Here is a 25813-nt window from a genome sequence, read left to right as displayed (position 1 = left end):
GGGGTGCCTGACTGGTTCAAGAAATGAGAGCCGAAAGACCTTGGCTCACCGGTCCCGGATCTCCGCTTCGCTGCGTCCGGGAAGACGATGGAAGGGCTGACGGTTTAAGAGACGGGGAGGGGACTGTGTTTCCCTCTCCTGCCGCTGCAGAGGGGTGTGGCTGATCTTTCCTGAACAGCCAGGGGAACAGCATGATTTTCTTCCGATGGAGGCGTTTGGCGGCTCCCGTCCGGCTTGTGGCCGGTATCTGTCTTCTTACCGGTGCAAGCGTTGCGGCTGCTCAGACAAGTCCGCTTGATCACCGGCATGACCTGACACCGGCGGACCGGGAAAAGGCTGCAAAAGTGCTGGCCGCTCCTGAAAATTTTGCCGCGCCCGAGCCGTTCGAAGACATGCCGGGCGGGGCTGCCACCTCGCGCAAGCGTATCAACCGGGATGCCTTTTCCCATCCGTCCGCCAATCTCAGTTTCGAGGAACAGCAGACCTTCCGGGTCGGCAACGGCATCTTCCGCAAGTTCTGGGTCTCTGCGCCGTCCTCCACGCAAGCCTCGGACGGGCTGGGGCCGCTTTACAATGCGCGCTCCTGCCAGGGCTGCCATCTGAAGGACGGGCGCGGTGCGCCGCCTGCGCCTGGTGAACCGGCTGTCTCCCTGTTCCTGCGGCTGTCCGTGCCGCCGGTGACGGACGAGGAGCGGCAGGCATTGGCAAACCGGCAGATGGCCACGCTGCCGGAGCCTGTCTATGGCGGCCAGTTCCAGACCTTCGCCGTGCCGGGCCTTGCCCCTGAAGGGGAGCTGCGGATCACCCATGAGGATCTGCCTGTGGCACTGTCTGGCGGCGAAACGGTCATCTTGCAGAAGCCGCTCTATGAGGCGGGGAACCTTGCCTATGGCCCCATGCGGCCGGACACGATGATCTCGCCCCGCGTGGCGCCGCAGATGATCGGCCTTGGCCTGCTGGAGGCGATTCACCCGGCGGATCTTGAAGCCCTTGCCGACCCGGACGATGCGGATGGGGACGGCATCTCCGGGCGTCTCAGCCTCGTGCGCGATCCGGCAACCGGCGCGCTTGTGCAGGGACGCTTCGGCTGGAAGGCCACGATGCCGGATGTCCGGGCGCAGAGCGCTGCGGCTTTCTCCGGCGACATTGGTATCTCGACGCCGGAACATCCGGACCCTTACGGCGATTGCACGGCAGCCCAGACGGCTTGCCGCGCCCTGCCCACGGGCGAGCAGGACAGGCTGGGTAAGACGGAAGCGCCCGACCCGGTGATGGATCTTGTCACCTTCTATTCGGAGAACCTTGCCGTTCCGGCCCGGCGGGACATGGCTGATCCGGAGGTGCTGAAGGGCAAGGAGGTGTTCTATGGCACCGGCTGCGCCTCCTGCCATGTGCCGAAATACGTTACCCGCAAGGACGCGAAGAACCCGGCGCACAGTTTCCAGCTGATCTGGCCCTACACCGATCTGCTGTTGCATGACATGGGCGAAGGGCTGGCGGACCACCGTCCCGATGGGGATGCCAATGGCCGCGAATGGCGGACGGCTCCGCTTTGGGGTATTGGTCTGACGCAGACAGTCAGCGGCCACACCCGTTTCCTCCACGACGGGCGGGCCCGCTCGCTGCTGGAGGCCGTGCTCTGGCATGGCGGCGAGGCGCAGGCCGCACGCGATGCGGTGGTGGCCATGCCGCCTGAGGACCGCGCGGCCCTGATCCGTTTTCTGGAGTCTCTTTGATGCGCCGCATTGCCTGCCTTGCCCTTGCCTTTGCCAGCACTCTCCTGCCTCTGCATGCGCAGGAGAAGGCCGGCTATGCGGATTTTGTGAAAGGGGCGGTCGAGGGCTATATCCGGCCGGAGACCCGTGCCTTTGCCAATGCTGCCAAGCGCCTGCCCACCGCTGTTGAAGACGCCTGCAAGAGCCCCGGCACAGGCACCGCAGACGACTTCCGCGTTGCCTATGGGGTGGCCGTCGCTGCTTATGGGCGGATCAGTTTCCTGCGCTATGGCCCGCTTGCCGAAGAAAGCCGGCTGGAGCGTCTTGCCTTTCTTCCTGACGCACGCGGCGTGGCGCAGCGGCAGATCCGCAAGCTGGTGGCAGAGCGGGATGAAAGCGCCACCACCCCTGAAAGCCTTGCCGCCAAGAGCGTGGCCGTGCAGGGCCTGACGGCGCTGCAGCTGGCGGCCTTTGATGACAACGGCCAGGTGACGCTGGGCGGCACGGATGAGGCGGGCGTCTATGCCTGCGCCTATGCGCAGGCGCTTACCGTCAATCTGGCGCAGCTCTCCGGCGAAGTTGCGGCCCTTTGGGAGGCGCCGGACGGGTTCAGCGGCCAGCTTGAAGCCGCGGGGCCGGATCATCCGCGCTTCCGCAGCAGCAAGGAAGCCGCCGAAACCCTGTTCAATGCACTGGTGACCGGGCTGGTGATCGTGCGTGATCAGGATGTCATCCCCGCTTTTGGCCCAGCGCTGGGCAATGATCCGGCATCGGCAAAGCCCAACCGCATACCTTTTTCCCGCGCCAATTTCGGCCAGGCCTATATCGCCAGCGAACTGACCGGCATCCGCGATTTCATCCGCGCCTCGAATTATGCAAAGGGCGTGGACAGCGAAGGCGAGTGGATTGCCGCGAGCCTGGAATTCGAGGTCTCCAATTCACTCAAGGCACTCGCCCGCGCCGGTGAGCCCATGCGTGAGACGGTGAAGACGCCTGAAGGCTACAAGGCCTTGTCGGATATGCTGATTTCGTTGAAGGGCCTGCGCGATCTCGTTGCGCTCAATCTGGCCGGGTCGCTCAATATGACCGGAGGGTTTAATGCGCTGGACGGCGACTGATGCGCTGGTGTTGAACCGGCGGCGGTTTCTGGCTGGCCTCGGCCTGACGACCGCCGCCGCGCTGATGACCTTGCCCGTGCAAGCCGCGGTCAAGCTCCTTGGTGCGGATCTGGACGAGCCGCTGTTCGCCAGCGCCCGGCGCAATGCGGACGGCAGCCATGCGGTCGCCATCCTGACAGCCGATGGCCGGGACGTGATGGAGGTGCCGTTGCCCGCGCGCGGCCATGGCGTGGCCCTGTCGCCGGACGGGCGCAGACTGGCCGCCTTCGCCCGCCGCCCCGGCCAGTTCATCATGGTGATTGACCGGAGCGGGGAAACCCCGCCGCAGCTGACGGAAGCCGAGCCCGGGCGCCACTACTATGGCCACGGCGTCTTTTCGGCTGACGGGCGGCTGCTCTATGCGGTCGAGAACGCCTTCGGCACGGTGGGGGAGGAAACGCAGGGCCGTGTCGGCGTCTATGATGCCAGCGGCGAAATCCTGAAGCGCATCGGCGAGTTCGAGACCCATGGCATCGGTCCGCATGACATTCTGCTGGCCGAGCAGGGCCGCGTGCTGGTGGTCGCCAATGGCGGCATCGACACCCATCCGGTCACCGGCCGCGAGATGCTCAATCTCGACACGATGAAGCCTTCCATCGTCTATCTCGATGCGGCCACCGGCGCGTTGCTGGCGCAGCACGCGCTGCCGGAGGATCTGCATCAGCTCTCGCTCCGCCACATGGCGCTGGACGGGCGCGGGCGGGTGTGGGTGGGTGGCCAGTTCGAGGGCGAGAAGAGCCGTTCCCCGCAGCTGGTCGTACGGCTGGAGCGGGACCGGAAAATGGAACTGGTGCCGTTGCAGAACGATGTTCTGGCCCAGCTCGACAATTACATCGGCTCGGTTTCCATCAATGCCAGCGGCGATGTGGTGGCGCTGTCCTGCCCGCGCGGCGGGCGCATTCTCTACATGGCCGCAGACAGCGGCGCTTTGCTTGGGCTGGATACGATTACCGACGGCTGCGGCCTTGCCGCCATTGATGAACACGGCTTCCTTGTCTCCGACGGCAACGGCGGCCTCAGCCTTGCCGAAGACCCCGGCACACGGGCGCAATCCCTCGCCTTCGTGCCGGGCATCTCCTGGGACAACCACATGCTGGCGCTTTAGTGTGCCGGGGTTCCGGTGAAGCCTCCCTATGCTTCAAACTGAAACATTTCTCGATGTTTCAATGCCTTGTTCGTGACGTGAGCGCTGATTTCTGCATGCTCTGCCCGCCCCGGTGTGCGTCGGCCGATCCATTCCATGGCTTCACATAGTCTGCGTCATATACTATAGTCCCCTATACTATTAGAAGCTGAGGTTAGCCACCGCCATGTCTCACACCATCCGCGACAAAGAGAAGCTCATTGCCCGGGTTCGGCGCCTGAAGGGGCAGATTGAGGGGATCGAGCGCGCTCTTGAGGCCGAGAAACCCTGCGGCGAAATCCTGCGTCAACTTGCTTCAGCCCGCGGCGCAATGAGCGGGCTGACTGCCGAGGTGGTCGAGGATCATCTGCGGGAGCACGTGCTTCACGCCAAAACCGGAGCAGACCGTGAGCAGGGCGGGGCAGAGCTGATCGAAATTATCCGAACCTACATGAAGTAAGCCGGCGTGCCGGCAGGAGCCAGGTCACATGCCCGCAGTCGACATATCCAAGCATACTCACGATCACAATTTCCTCGGCCGCGATCACCGCAGGAACGAATACAGGGTCTGGCTGGTCATTGCCGTGACCGCGTCGATGATGGCTGTCGAAATTGTCGCGGGCACGGTCTATGGATCCATGGCGCTGGTGGCAGATGGCTGGCACATGTCTACCCATGCTGGTGCCATGCTGATCACCGCCCTGACTTACCTCTATGCGCGCCGTCATGCCGATGACCGCCGTTTCACCTTTGGCACCGGTAAGCTCGGTGATCTGGGCGGCTTTGCCAGCGCCGTCGTCCTTGCCTTGATTGCGCTTCTGATCGGCTGGGAAAGTCTGATGCGGCTGGCCAATCCGGTGGAGATCAGTTTCGGGCACGCCATTGCCGTTGCGGTCCTGGGGCTTGCGGTCAATCTGTTCTGCGCGTGGCTGCTCCGGGATGATCACGCCCACCATCATCACCATGGCCACGGGCACCATCATGCGCATGATCACACTCATGGCCATGCCCGCCATGAGCACGCTCGGGACAACAATCTCCGCGCCGCCTATATGCATGTGCTGGCGGATGCACTTACGTCAATCCTTGCCATCGTGGCCCTGCTGGCCGGACGCAGCTATGGTTGGCTCTGGGCTGATCCGCTCATGGGTATCGTTGGCGCGCTTGTGATCGCTCGCTGGTCTTGGGGGCTGATTCGCGATTCAGGCTCGGTCCTGTTGGACCGGATTCCTGACGACAAGGATTTGCGAAGCGAAATCCTTGAGGCGCTGGAAACCGGCACCGACCGGATTGCAGACCTGCATGTCTGGCAAGTCGGGCCAGGGCATCATGCTGCAATCATCTCGGTGGTGTCGAGCGCTCCTCGCGAACCCTCGGACTACAAGGCCTGCCTCGCGGAGATACACGAACTCTCCCACATCACTGTTGAAGTCGAACGGGTGAGGGTCAACCCCTGACGTCCCTCACCCCTCACCTCTGCCGTGCCATCAGCCAGATGAAGAACAGGCCGCCGGCGAGGCCGGTGACGATGCCGATGGGCATGTCTTCCGGGGCCATGACGACGCGGGCGCAGATGTCGGCAAGGATCAGGAACAGGGCTCCGGCCAGTGCGGACAGCGGCAGGACGCGGGCATTGTCGCCGCCCGCCACCAGCCGCACCAGATGCGGCATCATCAGGCCGACGAAGCCGATGATGCCGGAGAAGGCGACCGACACGCCGGTGATGAGGGCGCCCGCCACAAACACCGACAGCCGCAGCCGGTTGACGGGGATGCCGAGCGTTGCTGCCGTCTCATCCCCCAGCGTGATGGCGTTCAGCTGGCCCGCCTTCAGCCACAGCCAGATCCCGCAGGGCAGGAGCACGGCCAGCGGGTAGAGCAGGTGGCTCCACTGGGCAAGGCCGAGCCCGCCCAGCATCCAGAACACCACCGTATGGGTGGCCTTGGGGTCAGCCAGGAAGATCAGGATGTTGGCGCAGGCCATGATCACGAAGGACACGGCAACGCCTGCCAGCACCAGCCGGTCGGGCGAACCGGCCCGCGTGATCCGTACCACGCAGAGCACGATGGCTGTTGCCCCCAGCGCGCCGAAGAAGGCGAGCAGCGGCACGGTCAGCATTCCGAGAAACAGCCCGGTATGCAGCAGCGCCAGAATGGCGCCGAAGGCAGCGCCCGAAGAAATGCCGAGCAGATGCGGGTCGGCCAGCTGGTTGCGGGTGACCGATTGCAGGGCGGCACCGGTCATGGCAAGGCCTGCGCCGACAAGAGCTGCCAGCAGCGCCCGGGGAAAGCGCACATCCCAGACGATGGCTTCGCGCGCGGCGCTCCAGGTCTTCTCCACCGATCCGGGGAAGATCTTCGACAGAAGGATCCCAGCGACATCCGCAGGTGGCACGGCGACGGCGCCCACGGCCAGGGCGGCAATCACCGCCGTGGCCAGAAGGGCAAAGCACAGGGCCGCGATGGCCAGCACCGGCCAGATTCTGGACCGGTGCCGGGCAAGTGCGCCTTCCAGCGCATCGGCCTCAGTTGCGTGCGAAACCGTCAACGAGCTTCTCCACGGCGCGGATGTTGCGGGGGCCGGGCGTTGCCTCGACATATTCCAGCACGACGAAGCGGTCATTCTTCACGGCATTGATGCTGGCGAAGGCCGGATTGGACTTCATGAAGGCGATCTTCTGTTCCGCCGTCACCTGCCCGTAGTTGACGATGACGACCACTTCCGGATTGCGCTCGATCACCGGCTCCCAGGCGACGGTGGCCCAGCTCTTGTCGAGATCATCCATGATGTTGTGCCCGCCTGCGGCCTCGATGAGGGCGGTGGGCATGGCGTAGCGGCCTGCGGTGAAGGGCGTGTCCTCGCCGCTGTCATAGACGAAGACGCGCAGCGGCTCCTTGCCCGGCTCCTTCACCCTGGCCGTCACTTCGGCAAGCTTTGCCTCGTAACCGGCGACCAGCGCCTTCGCCTTGTCCTCGACGCCGAAGATCGTCCCGAGGTTCAAAAGGTCGTTGTACATGTCGGCCATGGAGATCTTCTCCTTGGGGCCGATGTGGATGCAGCTTTCGGTCAGCTCATAGACCTTGATGCCGAAGGGGGCGAGGGTGTCGGGCGTCACCTCGCCGCCCACCTTCATGCCGTAGTTCCAGCCCGCGAAATAGAAGTCCGCCTCTGCACCCAGCAGCACTTCCTTGGTGGGGTATTTTTCGGCGAGTTCCGGTAGCTCCTTCACGCCTTCGCGCATTTCCGGGTCCAGCGTCTTCCAGCCGGACACGCCGGTGTAGCCGGCCATGTGGTCCGTCAGGCCCAGCACCAGCATCATTTCGGTGAGGTTCACGTCATTGGAGACGGCGCGTGTGGGGGCGGCGTCAAAGGTGACATCGCGGTTGCAGCTTTTCACCGTCACCGGATAGGCGAGGGCGCTGGCGGTTGTGGCCAGAAGGGCGGCGAGAGCAAGGGCTATACGCATGTTTTCAGATCTCACAAGTGAAAGGAAAAACGGGGGGAGGAGCCGGAGGTGTCGATCCGCGATCGGACAGAGAAAGCCCCGGCGATCGTGTTTTCGGTCAGCGCCTCTTCCGGCGTGCCCATGGTCAGCACGGTGCCATTGGCGAGCAGCAGCACCCGGTCGGCATGTTCTGCGGCCAGCGTCAGGTCGTGCAGGGTGGTGATCACCGTCAGCGGCAGGCCGCGTAAAAGCGCCATCAGCTCCAGCTGGTGGCGGATGTCGAGATGGTTCGTCGGCTCATCAAGAATGAGCAGGCGCGGTTCCTGCGCCAGCGCACGGGCCACCAGCACCCGCTGGCGTTCGCCGCCGGACAGGGTGCCGAAGGAGCGCCCGCTCAGCGCCGTTAGATGCAGCCGGGCCAGGGCATGCTCCACCACCTCGCCGTCACGCGCTCCGGCTGCCGCAAGTCCGCGCTGATGCGGCAGGCGGCCGAGGCTGACGATCTGGCGCACGGTGAGGGCAAAGTCCGTCGGCTGCTCCTGCAGCACCACGGCAATGCGGCGGGCCGTGTCACGGCTCGACATGGCCCAAAGGCTCGTGCCTTCCAGCCGCACATCGCCGGTCTGCGGTTTGTGGAAGCGGTACAGCAGCCGCAGCAGCGACGACTTGCCCGCACCATTGGCACCGCAAATGGCCAGCATCTCACCCTGATTGACGGTGAAGCTGATCCCGGAGAGGAGCGCCAGATTCCCGCGCGGCCCCCAGCCGAGATTGTCCGCTTCAAAGAATGGCGCGCTCACGTGCCGGGCCCGAAGGCGGTTGTGCGGCCGGGCGCGGGAATGCGGGCCAGCGCCGTCTTCGCCATCCGGCCCGGACGTTCTGAGGCCTTGCACCAGCCATCGGCAAGGCCGTGATACTGGCGGGCGAAAGCGGTGATATCCGGCACGTCGTCCAGCGTCAGATTGCCGAACAGCCAGCCGGTCTTGCCCGGCGACGTCAGCGCGACAGCGCAGGGCTGGCCACAGGCGGCCATGCATTCAACGCCGGAGACGGACCAATGCGTGTCCTGCTGCAGCGCACCGGCAAGGGCGGTGCCAAGGTTCTGGCCGGGCCGCTCGCCGGTTTGCGTGTCACGGCAGGTGACGCAGATGGTGAGATGATGGGAAGGGGAGGTTCCTTCCGTCTGGGGAATGGCCTGCACGGGCGCAGGCACAGGTGTTCCGGCCAAGGCCGGTCCCTGAATGGTCATGGCTATGCTCCTTCCGGGACACCCCGCCCGGCGGTTTGAGGTCTGCTGTGATGGCAGGTCTCCTGACTTGCGGGTCGCCGCTTGCCCGGTCCTTCCCGTTCCTCGCAGGAACAGTGGATCACCCGGGGTCGCTCGCCGCCTACAGTTGCGGGGGCAGTCACGGACTTGGCGCCTGTTGGCTACACCGTACCGTGTTCCCTTTTCACCCGGCCAAGGCTTTGCCAGCCGGGAACCATCGCCGCAGATGATCAAAGCCGCCGTCCTTCCTGTCAAGCTCCATCGTCATAAATTCAGGATGGGTCTTCATACGGCGGCAGTGATATATGTAATAAGATAACATTACAACATGAGAGCTGCGACTGGATAAAAAAATCCCCGGCTGCCTATGCCGGCAGCCGGGGGAGTCGCCTCTCATCGAGCTGGGGTGGACGGTATCCCGGGGGCAGGGATGCCGCCAAAAGGCTGTGCCTTTACGCCAAGTCTTAAGATGCTGACGCATCAAGACTTGGAACGCTCAGGCGCCGCAGTGTTCGAACAATTTCCGTTGAGCAAAGCTCTCCGGGGGCTTCGTCACTCGGCGGCGATGCGGGCGCTGGGGTTGTTCGGATGTGTCGTCCAGTTGGCATAGTCCCCAGAGACGGAACGTCCCGTCCGTGGATCAACGGTTCCGGTGGCCATTGGTTCCATGGTGATGCAATTTTCCACCGGGCAGACCGAGACGCAGAGATTGCAGCCGACGCATTCCTCGTCGATCACCTCGAACTTGCGCACCCCGTCGACCATGCTGGTGATCGCCTGATGCGAGGTGTCCTCGCAGGCGATGTGGCAGCGGCCGCACTTGATGCAGAGGTCCTCGTCGATCTTCGCCTTGGCGATGTAGTTGAGGTTGAGGTAGCGCCAGTCGGTGACATTGGGCACCGCGCGGCCGGAGAAGTCCGAAATCCGCTCGTAGCCGGCCTCGCCCATCCAGTCCTTCAGCCCCTCGATCATCTCCTCGACGATCTTGAAGCCATAGGTCATGGCGGCGGTACAGACCTGCACGTTGCCGGCACCCAGCGCGATGAACTCCGCCGCATCGCGCCAGGTGGTGACGCCGCCGATGCCGGAAATGGGCAGGCCGTAGGTTTCCGGATCGCGGGCGATTTCCGCCACCATGTTGAGGGCAATCGGCTTCACCGCCGGGCCGCAATAGCCCCCGTGGGAGCCCTTGCCGTCAATGGTCGGCGTTGGTGCCATGCGGTCGAGATCGACACCCACGATGGAGTTGATGGTGTTGATCAGCGACACCGCATCCGCACCGCCGCGCTTGGCGGCCTGCGCGGGCTTGCGCACATCGGTGATGTTGGGCGTCAGCTTGACGATCACCGGCATGCGGGTGTGCTTCTTGGCCCAGCGGGTGACCATCTCGATATATTCCGGCACCTGGCCCACGGCCGAGCCCATGCCGCGCTCGCTCATGCCATGCGGGCAGCCGAAGTTCAGCTCCACGCCATCGGCCTCGGTCTCTTCCACGCGCTTGAGGATCGCGGCCCAGTTGGGCTCCTCGCAGGGCACCATCAGGGACACGACAAGGGCGCGGTCCTTCCAGTCGCGCTTGACGCGCTTGATTTCCTGCAGGTTCACCTCAAGCGGCCGGTCGGTGATCAGCTCGATGTTGTTGAGGCCGATGAGCTGGCGGTCCTTGCCGTGAATGGCGCCATAACGCGGACCATTGACGTTGACCACATTCGGGTCCTCGCCCAGCGTCTTCCACACGACGCCGCCCCAGCCCGCCTTGTAGGCGCGCACCACGTTGTATTCCTTGTCCGTTGGCGGCGCGGAGGCGAGCCAGAACGGGTTGGGCGACTTGATGCCGACGAAATCAGATCTCAGATCAACCATGACGGGATCTCCGGAAAGAACGGCTGGCTCAGGCGCTGAGCGCCTGATGGATGGCTTCTGCGGCAACCTTGCCGTCCTCGACGGCGGCCACGGTCAGGTCTTCCCCGCCGGCGATGCAGTCGCCGCCGGCCCAGACTTTGGCCATGGTGGTTGCACGGGTGGCGTCCGTGACGATGCGGCCCTTGTCGAGGGTCAGCGCCGCCGCCGAACCGTTCAGCCCGGACGGGTTGAGCTTCTGGCCCACGGCCTTGAACACCATGTCTGCGTCAAGGCGGAAGGTCTCGCCGGTCATCATCAGCTTGCCCGTGTTGTCGAGCCGGGTGCGTTCCAGCTCGATGCCGGTCAGCTTGCCGTTTTCCCCGTGCATTGCCCTGGGGGCTGCCCAGTGCAGGATGCGCACGCCATTGGTCTGGGCGAGGTCCTGCTCATAGGGGCTGGCGTTCATGTGCTCCTTGCCGCGCCGGTAGGCGATGGTCACCTCCTCGGCGCCCAGCAGCTTGCTCTGCACGGCAATGTCCACCGCCGTCATGCCGCCGCCGATCACCACCACGCGCCGGCCGACGGGCAGGGTGGAAAGATCCTCCGCCTGCCGCAGCTCCGCGATATAGGCAACCGCATCCACCACGCCCTCCAGCTCCTCGCCGGGAACGGACAGGCCATTGACGCCGGCAAGGCCGATGCCGAGGAACACCGCGTCGAAGTCCTTCGTCAGGGCGGAAAGGGAGAGGTCTTCGCCCAGCACCTTGCCATGCTCCACGGTGATGCCGCCGATGGAGAGGATGAAATCCACCTCGCGCGCGGCAAAGTCATCGACGGACTTGTAGGCGGCGATGCCATATTCGTTGAGCCCGCCCGCCTTGGGCCGGGCATCATAGAGCGTTACCGCATGGCCATGCACCGCAAGGCGGTGGGCGCAGGACAGGCCCGCCGGGCCAGCGCCCACAACAGCCACGCGCTTGCCGGTTTCGGGGGCGCGGGTGAAGGGCGTGGCGGCGTGCGTTTCCATGTAATGGTCGGTGGCAAAGCGCTGCAGCTCGCCGATCTTCACCGGCTTGGCTTCGGCCTCGTTGCGCACGCAGGCCTGCTCGCACAGGGTCTCCGTCGGGCAGACGCGGGCGCACATGCCGCCAAGGATGTTCTGCGCAAAGATCGTGCGCGCCGCGCCGGTGTCGTTGCCGGTCGAGATCTGGCGGATGAACAGCGGAATGTCGATGCTGGTCGGGCAGGCGTTCACGCAGGGCGCGTCATAACAGAAGTAGCAGCGGTCACTCTCCACCCTTGCCTCATGCGGGTCGAGGCGCGGGTGCAGGTCACAGAAGTTCTGTGCATACTGGTCAGCCGGAAGGCGCGCAGGCGCAATGTCCGGACCAGATCTGGTCTCAGTCATGGGAGGATCTCCGGAAGGTGGCGATCTATGTTCGGCGCCCGTTTCTTTTTGCGAACAGGCTTATCCGCTCCCATTGAAGGAAAATTTGTCCAAACAGTCAAATATTTTTCGAAAGATCAATTATATGAAGATGATAATCATGTTTTTTGCAGGTGCTAACTGATTGAAATGATTTGGGGCAAGCGGTTCCCGATCCGCAGCCTTTCCGGCTTCATCCGGCCGGGAAAACCGGTTTTCGGGCAATCGAACCGGTCAACCCCCCTCCGTTTCCGTCCTGCCATGACTTGATCATGGCACTCACACCGTCTCGCTGCATCCGGTGAGGCGTGAGCTTGGGGTAAGGGGACGGGTGAAGTCGCCGGCAGGCTGCCTCACCTGGCGCTGTTCGGCATGGATGCCATGATCAAGTCATGGCAAGACGGTGTGTCTGAGATGGTAATCACCTGACAGTGGTCCCTCCGTAAGACTGTGCCGGCTGTCAGGTGATTTCCGTCTCAGGACACTCTATCTACTCCGGCAGCCAGAGCTTCGCCTCTTCCGCGCCGCGTTCGATGACCACGTGGGTGTTGGCGAAGACGCGGTAGGCGTGGCTCCATTCGCCGTCCGGCCAGCGCACGCGGATCTGGGCGCGTTCGGAGACGCCGAGGCCGAAATGGGCAAAGCCGAGCTGGCCGGAGGCGTGGCCGCCGCCAATCTGCAGGTCGCGCTCGATGGATTTGGTGCCTGCCCGCACGCTGATCTTGGCGCCGATGGCGTTGCGGTTGGGCTTGTCCGGCTGTTTCAGCTCCACGGCGACCCAGTTGCCGAGCGGGCGCGGGGCTTCGGCTGTGCCGGCGCCTGTGTTGCGGAACAGGCTGACGGGGGCGCTGCGGTTGACGACAATCAGATCCAGCAGGCCGTCCTGATTGAAATCGGCAAGCCCTGCGCCGCGTCCGCGCCGCTCCAGTGCGATGCCCGCAAGGTCGCCGGTTTCGGTGAAGCTGCCATCCCACTGGCCCAGCAGCAGGTTGTCCGGGTCAAAGGCGGCAAAATCCGGCATGGCTTCCACATTGCCCTTGGCGATGTAGAGGTCCCACAGGGTGTCGTTGTTCACATCCTGAAATTCCGCGTGCCAGCCGGTGGAGGGGCGCAGGTCCCCGCCCGCATAGGGCCGGTGCGCGGTAACGCCTTTTTCAAAGGCGATGTCCGCATAGACCGGCACCACCTCATCGCCTTCCTTTTCCAGCGTCTGCAGCTTGGTGTCTCCCATGCTGGTCAGCGCATATTCGGGCTGGCCGTCCACATCCAGATCAATGCTGGCAATGCCCATGCCCCAGATGGTGAGGCTGCGCCAGCCATCGGCGCGGCGGTAAAGCCTTGCAGGGCGGCCCGGCGGCACGGCCCAGAGCTGTTCTTCACCGCCCCGGTAGTAATGGCGGTCGTTGGAAATGCGCAGCGAGGCTTCGCCGGAGCGGTTCCAGTCGGTGAACATCATCGACAGGGCGCAGAAGCCCGGTGTCAGCCGCTCTGCCTGCGAATAGTCCGGCCGGTCCTGCGATTGCGGACGGAAGAGGAAATTGTCGTGGCAGGTGCCCCAGGGCGAACCGGGGAGCGAGCGGTCCACATAATTGCCGAAGGCGAGCGCCGGATAGGCGTTGCCAGCCTCCCAGACGGCGGAGAAGGAGGTTGTCCACTCGTTGCCGCCCTTGAAGCCGAGGGAGCGGTTGGCGACCTCGAACTGGCAGTCCCCTTTGCCGCGCAGCAGCAGGTTTTCGCCCTCGCGCAGTACGGCGAGGTCCGGTTCTCCGTCATTGTCGAAATCGAGCGGATAGGCGCCCAGCACCTTGGTCAGGCTGCGCTCATCGACGCCGCTATCGGTGCCTGCAAATTTCAGCGGCCCGCCGGTGGTGCTTTCGTTCACGAAAAGCCCGGCCGGGTTCTTGCCGCCGGCGATGAACAGGTCCGGCTTGCGGTCGCCGTTGCAGTCGAGAATGGCAACGCCGCCGCCGACGAAATATTCCCAGGGGCCTTCGTAGCTCTGGCGGATGCCGGCAGCTTCCGCTTCCTCCACGAAATGTGGCACGGGGGCGATTGAGTCTTTGCGCTCCTGCGCCAGCGCAGCCGTGGCGGCAAGCGGCAGCAGGGCGAGGAGAGAGGTGGTAACCGGGCGGAGCATGCTCATTTGCCAACCTCCAGGCTGCGCAGGAAGGCAATCACCGCCTGCCGGTCTTCTTCGGAAAGGGCGGCATAGGCCTTCTGCGTCTCCTCCGCCGCGCCGCCATGGGCCATGATCACCTCATGCAGGGTGGTGATGTCGTTGCGGTGGCCATAGGGCGCCGTATTGCCCACGCCCCAGAGTTCGGCGGTGATGAACACGTCCCGCTCGACGAAACGCTGGCCCAGAAGCTCGTTGCCCAGCCGGTTGTTGCGCTGGCCGGAAATCTGGTGGCGCTTGAGGTCGCCGTAAAGCGGCACCAGCACGCGGCCCCTGTCATCACGCGGCAGGGCCTTCACCCATGCGAGCGCGGACAGATCATAGACCAGCGGCGTTTCCACATCCTGCCGCCGCAAGGTGCCAGCTCCTTCCACCGGGCCCGGGTCCTCGAAGGCGAGGCTCTCCAGCGGCAGGGACGGGCGGTGGCAGGATGTGCAGCCGGTTGCGGCAAAGAGGTCCTCGCCCCTTGCGGCGGCGGCCTTCCAGTCATCGGGCAGGTTCTCCTTGCGGCCCGGCGCGGGCAGGGTGGCCTGAAAGGCGACGAGGGCAGAGACATGTTCGGGGCGGATTTCGTCCGTCACGCCGTCCATGTCGAAATCATCCGTGCCGGTCCACATGGAACCGAAGCGCTCCTGCGCCTGCATGCCATGATGCACGTTGAGCGCGTTGACCGAAAACTGGCGCAGAGAGGCGAACACGCCCTTCTGGCTGAAGGGGCGCAGCACCAGATCCCGGTCGATGCCGTCGATGGCGGAAACATCGATCGTGCCATCGGGATGGGCGGTCACCTTGCCGAAGCTGACGCCCTTGGTTTCGAGCTGGGCCGTCACTGCCACCTTGTCCGCCCGCGCCTGGCGCACGGCTTCGGCACGCTGGGCTTTCAGCTCAGCCGTCATCTCCCGCGCCAGCAGCTCGATCAGGCCGGAGCCCTGCAGGATGTTGGTGCCGCGCTCGTTGGAAAACTGCGGGTCGGAGGTGTCGAAATCGGCGCTCTCGAAGCCTTCGGAGACGAAGACATTGGCGGTGAAATCCCCGGCGCCGCCGATGACCGGCTGGTGATGGCATCCGGAGCAGGCGGCCGCATCCGGGCCGGGCATGCGGTTGAACATGTTCTCGACCGCGCGCTTGCGCTTCGTCGGTACGATGGCCTGCGTCGCCATGGGCCGTCCGGCGCCTTCCTCGCGGATGAAACGCGCCTCGAACAGGCGGCGGCCTTCTTCGGCAAGGGCTTCGAGCGCGGCGGGGCTGCCGGTCTTGCGGGCTTCATCCAGAGAGGCGCGGATGTCCTCCAGCGGCGGCGTGTGATCAACGTTCCGCTCGCTCCAGCTCTGCGCCTGCGCAGATGCCGCAAGGCCCAGCCACAGCGCCCCTGCTCCTGCAAGTGCCGCTGCAAAAGGCGGCCATATGCGGCCTCGTTCCTGTCTCCCCCTCATGCCGTCTCTCCCCCCGGCTGCGGTTCATATGTGCCGCAGCAATCAGATCCCTTTTCTGGCGCCTTGCCGGATGAGGCTCGCTCGGGGGCTTATGCCCTCCGGCTGCCCGGTCAGGTTTTCATCCAGCCGCCGCATCGCCTGCGCAACAAGACCGCGGCGGATGAAGTCCTCGTTCCATTCCACCACGTCGATCACCAGATGCCGCCGCAAGTCCTCCACCAGCACCTCCTCAAGTGCCTGATGCATGCCGGCTTCCATGAATTCGAAGGCCTCGATGCCCGCGCCGGTCAGCACGATGCGCGCCGGCTCGATGATGGCCAGCAGCCGCGCCAGGCCGGTGCCGAGCGCCCTGCCTGCGCCGTCGAAGACCGCACGCACATGGGCGTCCCCGGCTTTCGCCTTTGCGTAAAGGTCGTCAAAGGTCTGGCTGTTGACCGGCAGTGAACGCGGGTCCGTGTCTTCGGGCAGATCCAGCACCTGCCGCAGCAGGGCATAATCGGCGAGATACGCCTCAAGGCAGCCGCGCTTGCCGCAGCGGCACAGGGCGCCGCCGGGAATGTGGTTCGCATGGCCGATTTCCGCCGCTGCGCCTGTCGCGCCGACGAAAAGGTGGCCATCGAGAAACAGCCCCATGCCGACGCCGTAATCCACCATCACCACGGCAAAGGTGCCGCTGTAGCGCTCCGGCTCAGACCAGTGCAGCGCCTCGGTGATCATGTTGGTGTCGTTGGTCAGGAAGCACCGCGCGCCCAGCCGGGTGCGGATGGGCGCAACGACGGGAATATTGCGGCCGTTGAAGGCCGGGCTCCAGACGATCTCGCCGCGCACCCGGTCCACGATACCCTGCGAGGCGACGCCGATTTCCTGCACGGTCGCCGGATTGGCGCCCGACTCCTCAACGAAGCTTGTGATGGTGCTGCACAGAAGATCGGGAAAGCTTTCCGCATCGGCCCGCGTGGTGTCGAAGGGATATTTGCGGCTGAAGATGATCCGGCCGGTAAAATCGGCCAGCGCCAGATCGATCCAGTTGACCGAAATGCGCAGACTGATGACGCTGGCCGCGGCGCCGTTGAGGGCCAGCATGCTGCGCGGCCGGCCCCGTGACTGGGCAGCGCGCGGCTCTTCGGTCTCGATCCCGGCAATCAGGCCTTCATCCAGCATGTCGGAGGTGATGGCGGTGATCGTCGCCGGGCTGAGGCGCGTGGCCCGTCCCAGATCGATGCGCGCCATCTGCCCTTCGCGCCGCAGCGTCTGCAGGATGATGCTGCGGTTGCGTTTGCGGATCTGGTCCCTGTTCGCTGTCTGCGTCATGTCCTGACGTAGTTCCCGTGCTGTTTCCGTCCCTGACCTGCCAGTCTTTATGCCGCCAGCATGGTCTTCAGCGTAATGAAACCGTTTCCGGTCTCCAAAAGCATGTTGACAGGCGGCGAGCTTTGGAGCAACTTTTTTTCGGGCGCCGAAAAAAATAAAGGTCCGCCCGCTGAGATGGGGGTTCGACACTCTCAGGATTGAAGGAGGCGGCGCCGGGAGAAGGGTGACGCCTTTCAGGAGGAAACAACGCAATGCGCAAGATTGCCATGATTTTTGCGGGCGCGCTCATGTCTGCGACCGCTCTGACTGCTGCCGCACAGGCGCAGGATGTCGTCGTCGGTGTGAGCTGGTCCAACTTCCAGGAAGAACGCTGGAAGACCGACGAAGGCGCGATCAAGGCCGCTCTGGAAGCTGCCGGTGCCAAGTACATCTCTGCTGATGCCCAGAGCTCCTCTGCCAAGCAGCTGTCCGACATCGAAGCCCTGATCGCACAGGGCGCCACCGCCCTCGTGATTCTCGCACAGGACGCCCAGGCCATTGGCCCGGCCGTGCAGGCCGCTGCCGACGAAGGCATTCCGGTTGTCGCCTATGACCGCCTGATCGAAGATGCCCGCGCTTTCTACCTGACCTTCGACAACGTGGAAGTGGGCCGCATGCAGGCCCGCGAAGTCCTGAAGGCTGCGCCGGAAGGCAACTATGTCATGATCAAGGGCTCCTCCACGGACCCGAACGCCGACTTCCTGCGCGGCGGCCAGCAGGAAGTCCTGCAGGAGGCGATTGACGCAGGCAAGGTCAAGATCGTGGGCGAAGCCTACACCGACGGCTGGCTTCCGGCCAACGCCCAGCGGAACATGGAACAGATCCTGACCGCCAACGACAACAAGGTGGACGCCGTTGTTGCTTCCAACGATGGCACCGCAGGCGGCGCCGTTGCCGCTCTGGCGGCCCAGGGCATGGAAGGCATTCCGGTTTCCGGCCAGGACGGCGACCATGCCGCTCTGAACCGCATCGCCAAGGGCACCCAGACGGTTTCCGTGTGGAAGGACTCGCGCGAACTCGGCAAGACGGCTGCCGAAATCGCCGTGGCTCTCGCCAAGGGCGGTGATCTGGGCAGCGTTGAAGGCGCCGCCCAGTGGACCTCGCCGGCCGGCACCGAGATGACGGCGCGCTTCCTCGCTCCGGTCGCGATCACCAAGGACAACCTCAATGTTGTCGTGGACGCAGGCTGGATCAGCAAGGACGCACTCTGCCAGGGCGTTTCCGGCGGCCCGGCTCCCTGCAACTAAGGCCTGACCGGTCAAGACCTTGCACTGCCCCGGATGGTTCCGGGGCAGTGTTTCCGATGTGAAACCGCAGCGCTTGCTTGACTGACCTTGGGTCACGCGCTCCAATCGGCACATCAGGACCGGCTTTTCAACCAGGAGCACTTCGATGTCGAATGCAGACCTGTCCGGGGCGAGGACTCCGGCGGCCCGCTCGTTTTTATCCGCGCTGCAGCTGGACACGCGCCTGCTGGGCATGATCGGGGCGTTCATCGTCCTCTGTCTCGTGTTCAACGTGATCACGGACGGGCGTTTCCTGACACCGCGCAACATCTTCAACCTGACGATCCAGACCGTCTCGGTCGCCATCATGGCAACGGGCATGGTCTTCGTCATCGTCACCCGCCACATCGATCTGTCCGTCGGTTCGCTCCTGGCGACGGTCGCGGCGGTGATGGCGGTCGTGCAGACGCAGGTTCTGCCTTCAATGCTTGGCCTCGGCCATCCGTCCATCTGGATCCTTGCCATTCTCGCCGGTCTGGTGGCCGGTGTCGCGATCGGCGCGGCGCAGGGCTGGATGATCGGCTATCTCGGCATTCCCGCCTTCATCGTCACGCTTGGCGGTTTGCTGGTCTGGCGCAACGTGGCCTGGTTCATCACCGACGGCAAGACGATCGGCCCCCTCGACCAGACCTTCCTGCTGCTCGGCGGCACGGGCGGCTCGCTTGGCGAAACCTGGTCCTGGATCTTCGGGCTCGTCTGCGTTGCAGCTTCCATGGCCCTGTTGTTCTCGGCCCGCAAGCGCCGCGCCTCGCATGGCTTTTCCGTGAAGCCTGCGTGGGCCGAAGCCGTGATTGCAGCGGTGATCTGCGGTGCCATCCTCGGTTTCGTCGCCGTGCTCAATGCCTATGACATGCCGGTGCAGCGCGTGCAGCGCCTGTTTGCGGATCGCGGCGAGACCATGCCGGAAGGCTTCCGCATGGGCTACGGCATTCCGATCTCGGTGCTGGTGCTGATCGTCGTGGCGGTTGCCATGACCATCGTTGCCCGCCGTACCCGCCTTGGCCGCTACATCTTCGCAACCGGTGGCAATCCGGATGCGGCCGAATTGTCGGGCATCAACACCCGCCTGCTGACGGTCAAGATCTTCGCGCTGATGGGTGGTCTTTGCGCCATCTCCGGTGCGGTGGCCGCAGCCCGTCTCGGCTTCTCCACCAATGACATCGGCACGCTGGACGAACTGCGCGTCATCGCAGCGGCCGTCATCGGCGGCACGGCGCTCTCCGGTGGTGTCGGCACCATCTACGGAGCGATCCTGGGTGCGCTGATCATGCAGTCGCTGCAATCCGGCATGGCCATGGTGGGTGTGGATGCACCGCTCCAGAACATCGTCGTCGGCATCGTGCTGGTCTTTGCAGTCTACGTCGACATCATCTACCGCAAGCGCACGGGGGATTGATCCATGGCGCCTCTGGTCGAAATGAAAGACATCTGCATCTCGTTCGGCGGGGTGCGTGCGGTGGATCATGTGTCCATCGACCTCTTCCCCGGTGAAGTGGTGGGCCTGCTGGGCCACAATGGCGCGGGCAAGTCGACGCTGATCAAGATCCTGTCCGGCGCCTACCGCCAGGACAGCGGCGAGATCCTGATCGATGGCCAGCACGCCACGATCCACAGCCCGCGTGATGCGCGCAAGTACAACATCGAGACGATCTACCAGACGCTGGCGCTGGCCGATAACCTCGATGCCGCTTCCAACCTGTTCCTCGGCCGCGAGCTGGTGACGCCATTCGGCTTCGTTGATGATGACGGGATGGAAGCCGAGACGCGCAAGATCATGGGACGGCTCAACCCGAACTTCAAGAAGTTCAAGGCTCCGGTGAAGGCCCTCTCGGGCGGTCAGCGCCAGTCGGTCGCCATTGCCCGCGCGGTCTATTTCAACGCCCGCATCCTGATCATGGACGAGCCGACGGCTGCCCTTGGCGTGCATGAAACCCAGATGGTGGCGGAACTGATCGAGGAGCTGAAGCGTCAGGGCCTCGGCATCTTCCTCATCAGCCACGACATCCACGATGTGTTCAAGCTGTGTGACCGCATTGCCGTGATGAAGAACGGCCAGCTGGTCGGCACCGCGAAGACCACGGATGTGACCGATGATGACGTGCTGGGCATGATCATTCTCGGCAAGTGCCCTCCCGGCGCAACGCCGGGACCGGGCGCGCTCAACGATGTAGCCGCGGCCTGAACGCCTGACCACTTGACCACGCGGGAGCCTGCGGCATCGCAGGCTCTGGCAGAAACGGCCGTCATCGGCTAGAAGAAGCAGTCCCCGGACGGGCGCGCACAGAAGCGTCGCCTGCTCCGGGGTTCTTTCGGATCAATTTTGAGGGGCGTACCTCATGCATATCGGCCTTGATATCGGCACCAGTTCGGTGAAGGCGATCCTGATGGATGACAGCCAGGCGGTGATCGCCTCGGCCAGTGCCCATCTGACGGTCGAGCGCCCGCATCCCGGCTGGTCGGAGCAGGACCCGGACAGCTGGTGGACGGCGCTGGAACAGGCGATGGACGAGCTTGCCGCCTCCCACCCCAAGGAGATGGCAGCGGTGCGCGGCATTGGCCTGTCCGGCCACATGCACGGGGCCACCTTGCTGGATGCGGCAGACAAGCCGCTGCGCCCCTGCATCCTGTGGAATGATGGCCGCTCCGCCGCGCAATGCGCGGATCTGGAAGCGCGCGAGCCCCGGTTCCTCAGCCTTGGCGGCAACCGGGTGATGCCGGGCTTCACAGCGCCGAAGCTGCAATGGGTGCGCGAGAACGAGCCGGAGATCTTTGCCCGCACGGCCAAGGTGCTGCTGCCGAAGGATTACGTCCGCCTGCGCCTGACCGGCGAGCATGTGGGCGACATGTCGGACAGTGCCGGCACGCTGTGGATGGATGTGGCCGCCCGCGACTGGTCCGATGCGCTGCTTGAAGCGACCGGTCTCAACCGCAGCCACATGCCGCGCCTTGTTGAGGGCTCGGATGCCAGCGGCCGCCTGCGGCCGGAACTGGCGCAGCGCTGGGGCATGACTTCTGCCCCGGTGGTGGCCGGTGGCGGCGGCGACAATGCGGCCTCGGCCTGCGGCACGGGTGCGGTAAAGCCGGGCTCGGCCTTCGTCTCGCTCGGTACCTCCGGCGTGCTGTTCGTCACCAATGACCGGTTCTCGCCGAATGTGGGCAGCGCCGTGCATGCCTTCTGCCATGCGGTGCCGGATACATGGCACCAGATGGGCGTGATCCTGTCGGCAACCGACAGCCTCAACTGGCTGTCCAAGGTGCTGCGCCGCCCGGCGCATGAGCTGACGGGGCTCGTCACGGAGTTGAAGCGGCCTTCGGATGTGATGTTCATGCCGTATCTGGGCGGTGAGCGCACGCCGCATAATGACGTGGCGATCCGGGGCGGCTTCTTCGGCATTTCGCATGACACGGATGAGGCGGAGCTGACCCATGCGGTGCTGGATGGCGTTGCCTTTGCCCTGATGGACTGCCTTGCGGCGCTGACCTCTGCCGGCACGAAGGTGGAGCGTGTCACCGCCGTGGGCGGCGGTTCGCGCTCGCGCGTCTGGCTGGAGATCATCGCCACCGTTCTGGGCGTTACCGTCGATCTGCCGCAGGATGGCGACTTCGGCGCCGCGCTTGGCGCTGCCCGCCTCGGTCAGGCGGCGGCGGATGGCTACTCCGATGCGCTGTTCAGCGCCCCGCCGATGGCCGCTGCCATCGACCCCAATCCCGCTCTTCGTTCCGCCTATGGCGAGGCCTATGCCCGCTGGCGCAAACTCTATCCCGCAGTGAAGGAGATCTGACGTGGCTACTGGTTTTTTTGACGGCCTGGAGCCGGTCCGCTTTGTTGGCCCGGATGCCAGGGACCCCTATGGCTACCGCTTTTACGACAAGGACCGGGTGGTCCTCGGCAAGCGCATGGAAGACCATCTGCGCCTTGCCATCTGCTACTGGCACTCGTTCTGCTGGCCGGGCGGCGACCCGTTCGGCGGCGACACCTTCCAGCGCAAGTGGATGGCCGCCGGTGATCCGATGGAACAGGCCCGTCTGAAGGCCGACGTTGCCTTCGAGATGTTCCAGCTGCTGGACATGCCCTTCTTCACCTTCCACGACCGCGACATCGCGCCGGAAGGGGCGACGCTGGCCGAGAGCAACGCCAATGTGAACGCCATCGCCGACATCTTTGAAAAGAAGATGGCCGAGACGGGCGTGAAGCTGCTGTGGGGCACGGCGAACCTCTTCTCCAACCGCCGCTTCATGAGCGGTGCCGCCACCAACCCGGATCCGGAAATCTTCGCCTATTCGGCAGCGCAGGTGAAAAACGCCATGGACGTGACCAAGCGTCTGGGCGGTGCAAACTACGTGCTGTGGGGCGGCCGCGAGGGCTATGAAACCCTTCTCAACACCGACCTGAAGCGCGAACTGGACCAGCTCGGCCGCTTCCTGTCCATGGTGGTCGAGTACAAGCACAAGACCGGCTTCAAGGGCACCATCCTGATCGAGCCGAAGCCGCAGGAGCCGACCAAGCACCAGTATGACTATGATGTCGCCACCGTCTTCGGTTTCCTCAAGGCTTATGGTCTGGAGAACGAAGTGAAGGTGAACATCGAGCAGGGGCATGCGATCCTTGCCGGTCACTCCTTCGAGCACGAGCTGGCGCTGGCCAATGCACTGGGCATCTTCGGCTCGGTGGACATGAACCGCAACGACTACCAGTCGGGCTGGGATACGGACCAGTTCGCCATGAACGTTCCGGAACTGGCGCTCGCCTATTACGAGATCCTGAAAGGTGGCGGCTTCACCACCGGCGGCACCAACTTCGACAGCAAGATCCGCCGTCAGTCGATTGACGCGGTGGATCTGATCCAGGGCCACATCGGCTCGGCAGACGCCATCGCTCGCGGCCTGCTGGCTGCGGCCGCCATGATCGAGGATGGCCGTCTCGGCGGCTTCGTCGAAGACCGTTACGCCGGCTGGTCCAAGCCGGAAAACGCTGCAATCCTCAAGGGTGACGTGTCGCTGGAAGCTCTGGCTGACCGCGTTCATGCCACGGATCTTGAGCCGCAGCCGAAGTCCGGCCGTCAGGAATATCTGGAAAGTCTCGTCAACCTCTTCGTTTGACGTCTTGCAATCATCCGTCCCTGCTCTGGAGAAAATCCGGGGCAGGGGTGGACTTTTCCCGCGTGTGTCTTAAACTGAGCACATGCAACATTCTGTCCGTCTGCAGCCCGATAGTGCTCTTTTTCTCGATTTTGATGGCACGCTGGCAGCTCTTGCGCCCCGGCCGGAGCTTGTAGACGTTGATGAACAAGTGATCAGCTTTCTGAGCCGGATCAATGATTGTCTGGGCGGCGCCGTGGCCATTCTCACCGGCCGGCCCATTTCCCAGATCGACGGATTTCTCCACCCCCTCGCACTGCCCGCCGCCGGCCTCCATGGGCTTGAATGGCGCAGCACCGCTGCTGCTGATCCCGTGCGTGCCGAAGCTTCGCCGGACCTGCAGTATCTGCGGAGGTCGGTCGAAGCCAGCGGGCTGCTGGCCGACGGCATCATGCTGGAAGACAAGGGTGCGGCCATCGCGCTGCATTACAGGTCCGTTCCCCATCTGGAAGGCGCGCTGGAGGCTTATCTTGCGCGTACCCTGACCGGGCTGCCGGATCTGCATGTCCTGCGCGGCAAGATGGTGATGGAAGTCAAACCCGCGACCCATGACAAGGGGCTGGCGCTGCGCCAGTTCATGGAGCTGCCGCCCTTCCGCGGGCGGGTGCCGGTCTTTGCAGGCGATGATGTGACGGATGAGGATGCCATGGCGGCCGCGCTTGCCCTTGGCGGCAGCGCGCTCAAGGTGGGGGAGGGGCCAACCTGTGCACCCGCACGGCTGCCGGATGTGGCTGCGGTCACGGACTGGCTGGCGCAGCAGGTGCGCCATCTCACAGCTTAACTCCGGCAAACGGCGGTTTCAGGGTGTCTGGAACAGCCATTGCGGGAACTCTTTGCTGCCTTGACTGTTCAGTCAATGGCGTTGTGCGCCGCATAAGTAAGGTCAAGGCGTGATGCGTCAGCATCCCGGAACCTTGGTTTCACTGTGTCTTGAGAGGGCATTTCATCTGCTGCCTGCCTGCTGTCAGGCTTCCGGCACATCAATCAGAGCAAAGGAGGCGAAGGCCATGGGACGGCTTGTTGTGGTATCAAATCGGGTGGGCCCGATGAAGGACACAGGCAAGGCTGGAGGGCTCGCCGTGGCTCTGGTCGATGCGCTCACGAGTTCCGGCGGACTGTGGTTCGGCTGGAGCGGCAAGATCTCCGAGGAAGGCACCTTCGGCCCCTTTCAGCAGCAGAAGACGAAGTCGGTCCAGCTGGTGCAGATCGACATGAACCAGGCCGACCATGACAGTTTCTACGCCGGCTATGCAAACCGGACGCTCTGGCCGGTGCTGCATTACCGGCTTGATCTGGCTGTCTTCGACCGGGCCTTTGAAAACGGCTACCGGCATGTGAACGAGCGCTTTGCCTCCCGGCTGCATCCGCTGCTGCAACAGGATGATTTCGTCTGGGTGCATGACTATCACTTCATGCCGCTGGCCGCGACGCTGCGCCAGATGGAGGTGAAGGTTCCCATCGGCTTCTTCCTGCACATTCCGTTTCCGGCGCCGGAGGTTCTGGCGGCGCTGCCCAATGCGGGCGCGCTCATCCGCACCATGCTGGCCTATGACGTGATCGGCTTCCAGACCTCGCGCGATGCCGCCAACTTCCGCCGCTTCGTGGTGGATGAGCTGGGGGGCACCAAGGGTGCGGGCGGAGTGGTGAAACTGCAGGACCGGCAGGTGCTGGTGAAGGCCTATCCCATCGGCATTGACGCGGAGGCCTTCGCACGGTTTCCCGAGACGCCGGATGCGCAGCGGAACTCCGCCCGCCTTGCCAAGCAGCTGGCCGGGCGGCGCCAGATCGTCGGCGTGGACCGGATCGATTACACCAAGGGTCTGCCGGAGCGCTTCCGTGCCTTTGCCCGGCTGCTGGAGGATTACCCGGAAAATCAGGGGCAGGTGTCGCTGATGCAGGTGGCGCCGCCGTCCCGGGCGGAACTCGATGCCTATATCGATATCCGGCGCGAGCTGGAGGGGCTGACCGGCCATGTCAACAGCCGCTTCTCGCAGCTGGACTGGACGCCGATCCGCTTTCTGGCGCGGGCCTTTCCGCGCCGGGTGCTGGCGGGAATCTACCGGTCGAGCCACGTCGGGCTGGTGACGCCGCTGCGCGATGGCATGAACCTTGTGGCCAAGGAATATGTGGCGGCGCAGGCACCGGAGGATCCGGGGGTGCTGGTGCTGTCCCGCTTTGCCGGTGCGGCAGAAGGCATGCCGGAGGCGATCAGCGTCAATCCCTATTCGGATGAAGACGTGGCGCGCGGGCTGCAGCGGGCTCTGACCATGCCGCTGGACGAGCGCCGCGCCCGCTGGCAGCCGATGTTTGACCGGCTGTGCCGCGAGGACGCGAAGAACTGGTCTTCTTCTTTTGTCGCAGATCTCATGGCATCCCGGCGGGAGGTTGGGGCCTCGTTGACGGCGGCCTGATGCGAAGGCGGGTGCCGCCGCCATATCCCTCCTTGAGTTGCGC

21 protein-coding genes and 1 riboswitch are annotated in these 25813 nt (G+C 64.3%); of the genes, 12 read left to right on the top strand and 9 right to left on the bottom strand.

What is annotated here, in order from left to right:
* The first annotated feature begins 191 nt into the window (after positions 1–191).
* The 5 genes from IF10I1_RS01370 to dmeF all read left to right on the top strand — a co-directional run bounded on the left by IF10I1_RS01370 (position 192) and on the right by dmeF (position 5452).
* Positions 192–1736 carry a di-heme oxidoredictase family protein gene (locus IF10I1_RS01370; protein WP_186391690.1) on the top strand — a complete coding sequence of 515 codons (1545 nt, stop codon included), beginning with the start codon at positions 192–194 and terminating at the stop codon, positions 1734–1736.
* Entirely contained in the window at positions 1736–2833 is a 1098-nt protein-coding gene (locus IF10I1_RS01365) for an imelysin family protein (protein WP_186391691.1), read from the top strand. Before IF10I1_RS01370 ends, IF10I1_RS01365 begins: the two co-directional genes overlap by 1 nt.
* Entirely contained in the window at positions 2814–3977 is a 1164-nt protein-coding gene (locus IF10I1_RS01360) for a DUF1513 domain-containing protein (RefSeq protein WP_186391692.1), read from the top strand. Before IF10I1_RS01365 ends, IF10I1_RS01360 begins: the two co-directional genes overlap by 20 nt.
* 205 nt (positions 3978–4182) lie before the next feature.
* Entirely contained in the window at positions 4183–4455 is a 273-nt protein-coding gene (locus tag IF10I1_RS01355; protein WP_050472336.1) for a metal/formaldehyde-sensitive transcriptional repressor, read from the top strand.
* Between the two features lie 28 nt (positions 4456–4483).
* Positions 4484–5452: a CDF family Co(II)/Ni(II) efflux transporter DmeF gene (gene dmeF / locus IF10I1_RS01350; RefSeq protein ID WP_186391693.1), complete on the top strand. Its 969-nt coding sequence runs from the start codon at positions 4484–4486 to the stop codon at positions 5450–5452.
* Between the two features lie 13 nt (positions 5453–5465).
* Here dmeF and IF10I1_RS01345 read toward each other — a convergent pair whose 3' ends face one another.
* The 9 genes from IF10I1_RS01345 to IF10I1_RS01305 all read right to left on the bottom strand — a co-directional run bounded on the left by IF10I1_RS01345 (position 5466) and on the right by IF10I1_RS01305 (position 16895).
* Positions 5466–6542 carry an iron ABC transporter permease gene (locus tag IF10I1_RS01345; RefSeq protein WP_186391694.1) on the bottom strand — a complete coding sequence of 359 codons (1077 nt, stop codon included), beginning with the start codon at positions 6540–6542 and terminating at the stop codon, positions 5466–5468.
* Positions 6520–7461 (bottom strand): ABC transporter substrate-binding protein, encoded by a 942-nt coding sequence (locus tag IF10I1_RS01340; RefSeq protein WP_186391695.1) that lies wholly within the window; start codon positions 7459–7461, stop codon positions 6520–6522. Before IF10I1_RS01340 ends, IF10I1_RS01345 begins: the two co-directional genes overlap by 23 nt.
* A gap of 11 nt (positions 7462–7472) precedes the next feature.
* Positions 7473–8240: an ABC transporter ATP-binding protein gene (locus tag IF10I1_RS01335; RefSeq protein WP_186391696.1), complete on the bottom strand. Its 768-nt coding sequence runs from the start codon at positions 8238–8240 to the stop codon at positions 7473–7475.
* Positions 8237–8689, bottom strand: coding sequence for a DUF1636 domain-containing protein (locus IF10I1_RS01330; RefSeq protein ID WP_186391697.1), 453 nt, complete (start codon positions 8687–8689; stop codon positions 8237–8239). Before IF10I1_RS01330 ends, IF10I1_RS01335 begins: the two co-directional genes overlap by 4 nt.
* Positions 8690–8723: 34 nt before the next feature.
* Positions 8724–8941: riboswitch (cobalamin riboswitch) on the bottom strand.
* 318 nt (positions 8942–9259) lie between these two features.
* Positions 9260–10570, bottom strand: coding sequence for an NAD-dependent dihydropyrimidine dehydrogenase subunit PreA (gene preA / locus IF10I1_RS01325; RefSeq protein ID WP_186391698.1), 1311 nt, complete (start codon positions 10568–10570; stop codon positions 9260–9262).
* Positions 10571–10598: 28 nt separating this feature from the next.
* Positions 10599–11957, bottom strand: coding sequence for an NAD(P)-dependent oxidoreductase (locus IF10I1_RS01320; protein ID WP_186391699.1), 1359 nt, complete (start codon positions 11955–11957; stop codon positions 10599–10601).
* A 508-nt stretch (positions 11958–12465) separates the two neighbouring features.
* Entirely contained in the window at positions 12466–14118 is a 1653-nt protein-coding gene (locus IF10I1_RS01315) for a CRTAC1 family protein (RefSeq protein WP_186391700.1), read from the bottom strand.
* Entirely contained in the window at positions 14115–15584 is a 1470-nt protein-coding gene (locus IF10I1_RS01310; RefSeq protein ID WP_186391701.1) for a di-heme oxidoredictase family protein, read from the bottom strand. Before IF10I1_RS01310 ends, IF10I1_RS01315 begins: the two co-directional genes overlap by 4 nt.
* Before the next feature lie 42 nt (positions 15585–15626).
* Positions 15627–16895, bottom strand: coding sequence for an ROK family transcriptional regulator (locus IF10I1_RS01305; protein ID WP_186391702.1), 1269 nt, complete (start codon positions 16893–16895; stop codon positions 15627–15629).
* A 251-nt stretch (positions 16896–17146) separates the two neighbouring features.
* Between IF10I1_RS01305 and xylF the strand changes: the two genes are divergently transcribed.
* From xylF to IF10I1_RS01270, 7 genes are all read left to right on the top strand, one after another.
* On the top strand, positions 17147–18181 hold the full coding sequence (gene xylF / locus IF10I1_RS01300; RefSeq protein WP_050472347.1) for a D-xylose ABC transporter substrate-binding protein: 1035 nt from the start codon (positions 17147–17149) through the stop codon (positions 18179–18181).
* A gap of 145 nt (positions 18182–18326) precedes the next feature.
* Complete coding sequence (locus IF10I1_RS01295; protein ID WP_186391703.1) at positions 18327–19616, top strand: sugar ABC transporter permease; 1290 nt, start codon at positions 18327–18329, stop codon at positions 19614–19616.
* A gap of 3 nt (positions 19617–19619) precedes the next feature.
* The gene (locus tag IF10I1_RS01290; RefSeq protein ID WP_186391704.1) at positions 19620–20402 is read left to right on the top strand and encodes an ATP-binding cassette domain-containing protein; all 783 of its coding nucleotides are present in this window, start codon (positions 19620–19622) and stop codon (positions 20400–20402) included.
* A gap of 154 nt (positions 20403–20556) precedes the next feature.
* On the top strand, positions 20557–22002 hold the full coding sequence (gene xylB / locus IF10I1_RS01285; RefSeq protein ID WP_186391705.1) for a xylulokinase: 1446 nt from the start codon (positions 20557–20559) through the stop codon (positions 22000–22002).
* 1 nt (position 22003) lies between these two features.
* Entirely contained in the window at positions 22004–23320 is a 1317-nt protein-coding gene (gene xylA, locus IF10I1_RS01280; protein WP_186391706.1) for a xylose isomerase, read from the top strand.
* An 82-nt stretch (positions 23321–23402) separates the two neighbouring features.
* Entirely contained in the window at positions 23403–24140 is a 738-nt protein-coding gene (gene otsB, locus IF10I1_RS01275) for a trehalose-phosphatase (protein WP_186391707.1), read from the top strand.
* Between the two features lie 226 nt (positions 24141–24366).
* Complete coding sequence (locus IF10I1_RS01270; RefSeq protein ID WP_163001411.1) at positions 24367–25770, top strand: trehalose-6-phosphate synthase; 1404 nt, start codon at positions 24367–24369, stop codon at positions 25768–25770.
* Positions 25771–25813 lie beyond the last annotated feature (43 nt).

Source organism: Pannonibacter sp. I15F10I1 (genome assembly GCF_900185665.1).
GTDB classification, from domain to species: domain Bacteria; phylum Pseudomonadota; class Alphaproteobacteria; order Rhizobiales; family Stappiaceae; genus Pannonibacter; species Pannonibacter indicus.
The sequence above is the reverse complement of the archived record's forward strand: the minus strand, read 5'-3'. Positions and strand labels throughout refer to the sequence as shown.